The organism is Guyparkeria sp. (assembly GCF_041687595.1).
In the GTDB taxonomy this organism is placed as follows: Bacteria; Pseudomonadota; Gammaproteobacteria; order Halothiobacillales; family Halothiobacillaceae; genus Guyparkeria.
The window spans coordinates 41,495-44,818 of record NZ_JAWLBP010000008.1; the positions used below are offsets into that span (position 1 = coordinate 41,495).

3 protein-coding genes are annotated in these 3,324 nt (G+C 65.1%); 2 read left to right on the top strand and 1 reads right to left on the bottom strand.

Going from position 1 to position 3,324, the window contains the following annotated elements:
* The first annotated feature begins 128 nt into the window (after window positions 1–128).
* Window positions 129–350 (top strand): hypothetical protein, encoded by a 222-nt coding sequence (locus ACESL5_RS02680; RefSeq protein ID WP_372591240.1) that lies wholly within the window; start codon window positions 129–131, stop codon window positions 348–350.
* Window positions 351–452: 102 nt separating this feature from the next.
* Here ACESL5_RS02680 and ACESL5_RS02685 read toward each other — a convergent pair whose 3' ends face one another.
* Window positions 453–1,394 carry an MBL fold metallo-hydrolase gene (locus tag ACESL5_RS02685; RefSeq protein ID WP_372591241.1) on the bottom strand — a complete coding sequence of 314 codons (942 nt, stop codon included), beginning with the start codon at window positions 1,392–1,394 and terminating at the stop codon, window positions 453–455.
* A gap of 281 nt (window positions 1,395–1,675) precedes the next feature.
* On the opposite strand from ACESL5_RS02685, the gene ppsA reads away from it, so the two are divergent.
* Window positions 1,676–3,324: phosphoenolpyruvate synthase (ppsA, locus tag ACESL5_RS02690; protein ID WP_372591242.1), on the top strand; the 1,649-nt coding region annotated here is incomplete at its 3' end.

The following is a 3,324-nucleotide window of genomic DNA, read 5'->3' on the forward strand; positions in this document are numbered from 1 at the left end:
GTTCGATATCACGCTGCCGTCGGACATCGACATGGTGATGCTCTCGCTGGAGGAGGGGATGGAAATGGCGCTTCCGCTGCTGTTCCTCCTCGCCCTGTTCCTGTACCTGGCTGATCGCCGCTCCCCCGATGCGCAAGCCCGACCCGGTTGACTGGCGCTGCGGGATCCTCGACGTTCTCGAGGCCGCGGCACTGCACGGTCACCATGCCGAGATTCGTCTCGACGGTCGTTGGCGACGCGTCCGGGTTCTCGATGTGTTGAGTGAAGGCGGCGATGACTGGCTGCTCACGGATGACGGCCAGCGCATCGCGGTCCGCTCGATCGAGATGGCCCGTCCCGTGCCGGCCTGAAGTCGGCGTGAAGGAACGAGAACACGCAAAAAAACGGGGCATCGAGCCCCGTTTTCCGTTGGTTGCTACCGGCCCGGTCCGGGCGGGAATGACGAACCGGCCTTACATGCCTTCGAACAGGATGAACGTCCGGTTCATGTTGGTCCGGTGCCAGCTGTCGTAGTGCTCGAGGTGCTTGAACCGCTCCACGTCCTCGTTGGCATCGAGCACGTCGCTCATGGCCTCGAAGTTGCGTGCTGCTTCACCGACGGTGTTCACCAGGAAGTCGTAGTAGTCACCGGAATCGCGACGGGCACGCTCCATGTCGCTGACCCGGCCGTGACCCGGCACGACATGCGCGGGATCGATCGCCTCGAGTCGGGCGAAGGCCTCCAGGCCGTTCTGCGGGTTCGACCAGGGGTGGATGCCCAGCATGCGGTCGACGTAGACGAGATCACCCGTGAATACCACGTCGGCGGCCGGCAGGTAGGCCATCGCATCACCGGGGAAGTGGGCGTCGGTCAGCGAGAGCTCGATCTCGGTGCCGCCCAGCGTGATGCTCGCGGTGTCACCTTCCAGCACGCGCTTGGCATAGCCCGGCTGCGTGCCCTCGAAGCGGTCTTCCAGTGCGTCGGGCAGGCGACCCTCCATGTGCTGGTCGGCGAATTCCTTCTGCGACTCGACGGTCTTCTCGAAGGCGATGACCTCCGCGCCCTGTTGCTGGAAGTAGTCGTTGCCTAGCCAGCGGTGGTCCTGCACGCCGATGTTGACCACCCAGCGGACGGGCTGGTCGCTGACCTCGGCCACGGCACGCTCGATGTACGGCCCGCTGAATGCGCCGGGGCCGGCGTCGATCAGGATCACGCCCTCGTCGGTGGCAATGACGCCGTAGTTGGCGTTCATGCCGTGGTTCTCGTAGGTGCGGGCGTCGGTGGGACCGATGATGGCGTAGACGTTGTCGTTGACGTGCTCGGCTTCCGGCTCGTAGGTTTCCGCATTGCCGGCCAATACGGGCTGGAACAGGGACGCGGCAAGCAGGCCGGTCATGGCAGAACGAAGAAGCATGGATGGTGTCTCCTGCATGGGATGTGCGGGGCAGTATACATCTGTTTTCCCATATACGAAGCCGTCGCGTTTTCCAGCCGAAGGGCGTCGGCCGAACTGCTAAGCTCTTTCGAGAACCTCTGACCCGTTTCCCCGGGGTCGCTTCACTCGTCTCGAGTCGGGTGGAGGTCGGGCTCGCAGGCCCAGGCCAGATGGCGATTCGAGCGGGGGTTCCGGCGGGTTTTGCGCAATCAGGGAGAAGGCACTCGATGCAGTATGTCAGGCGGTTTTCGGAGCTCGGGATGGACGACGTCGCCAGCGTGGGCGGCAAGAATGCCTCGCTCGGCGAGATGGTCGCGAAACTCGGGGATCGTGGCGTGCAGGTGCCGGACGGATTTGCGACCACGGCAGATGCGTACCGGCACTATATCCGCCACAACGACCTGGACGAGCGCATCCGCGAGACCCTCGCGGGCCTGGACACCGACGACGTGGCCGCGCTGGAAAAGGCGGGTCGCCAGATCCGGGAGTGGGTCAGTGGCGGCGAGATTCCGGACGACCTGGCCGAGGAAATCGTGGCGGCCTACCACGAACTGGGTGAGGAGTACGGCGAGAACCCGGACGTCGCGGTGCGCAGTTCGGCCACCGCGGAGGATCTGCCCACCGCCTCGTTCGCCGGTCAGCAGGAGAGCTATCTCAACATCTCCGGCGAACAGGCCCTGCTCGAGAGCATCCGTCACGTCTTCGCCTCGTTGTTCACGGACCGCGCGATTTCTTACCGGGTCCATCAGGGTTTCGACCACATGGCCGTGGCGCTCTCGGCCGGGGTGCAGAAGATGGTGCGGGCGGATCTCGCGTCCTCGGGGGTGATATTCAGCATCGACACCGAGTCGGGATTTCCCGATGCGGTATTCATCACAGCCGCCTACGGCCTCGGGGAGAACGTGGTCCAGGGGGCGGTCAATCCCGACGAGTTCTACGTCTTCAAGCCCACGCTCGAGGGCGATTTACGTCCGATCATCTCGCGCCAGCTGGGCGAGAAGGCGATCCGCATGATCTACACGGACGATGCCCGCCTGGGCTCATCCACCCGCAACGTCGAGGTGCCGGTCGAGGAGCGCCGCCGTTTCGCCATCACCGACGACGAGGTGCTGACGCTCGCACGCTTCGCCGTGGAAATCGAGAAGCATTACACGGAGCAGGCCGGCGAGAGCCGTCCCATGGACATCGAGTGGGCCAAGGATGGCCAGTCCGGCGAGCTGTTCATCCTGCAGGCACGCCCCGAGACCGTCCATTCGCAGCGCGAGGCGGCCACCCATGCCACCTATCGCCTCGAGGAACGCGGCGAGGTGCTGGTCGAGGGCAAGAGTGTCGGCGAACGGATTGCCAGCGGGCGGGCGCGGATCATCGCCTCGTCGGCCGACATGGGGGCACTCGACGACGGCGACATCCTGGTCACCGACATGACCGATCCTGACTGGGAGCCGATCATGAAACGGGCCGGGGCCATCGTCACCAACCGGGGTGGGCGGACCTGCCACGCGGCGATCATCGCCCGCGAACTCGGCATCCCGGCGATCGTCGGTTGCGGCGATGCCACCGAGCGTGTGCCGGACGGCGAGGTGGTGACCGTCTCCTGCGCCGAAGGCAGCACCGGGTACGTCTACCGAGAGCAATTGCCCTTTACCGTCGAGCGGCTGGACGCGGGATCGCTGGAAAAGCCGCGCACGGACCTGATGATCAACCTCGGCAATCCCGAGCAGGCATTTCGACTGTCGTTCCTGCCGGCGGCCGGGGTGGGTCTGGCCCGCCTGGAATTCATCATCAACAACCGCATCGGCATTCATCCCAGGGCCCTGCTCGAATACGAGAAGCTGGATGCCGAGACCCAGGCGACGATCGACGAGCGCACCGCCGGGTTCGACGACCGGCGCGAGTTCTACGTGCGCCG

Bases quoted from the DNA above. Each gene is read 5' to 3' on its own strand.
- ACESL5_RS02680 (WP_372591240.1), top strand. From the start codon at position 129: ATGCGCAAGCCCGACCCGGTTGACTGGCGCTGCGGGATCCTCGACGTT.
- ACESL5_RS02685 (WP_372591241.1), bottom strand. From the start codon at position 1,394: ATGCTTCTTCGTTCTGCCATGACCGGCCTGCTTGCCGCGTCCCTGTTC.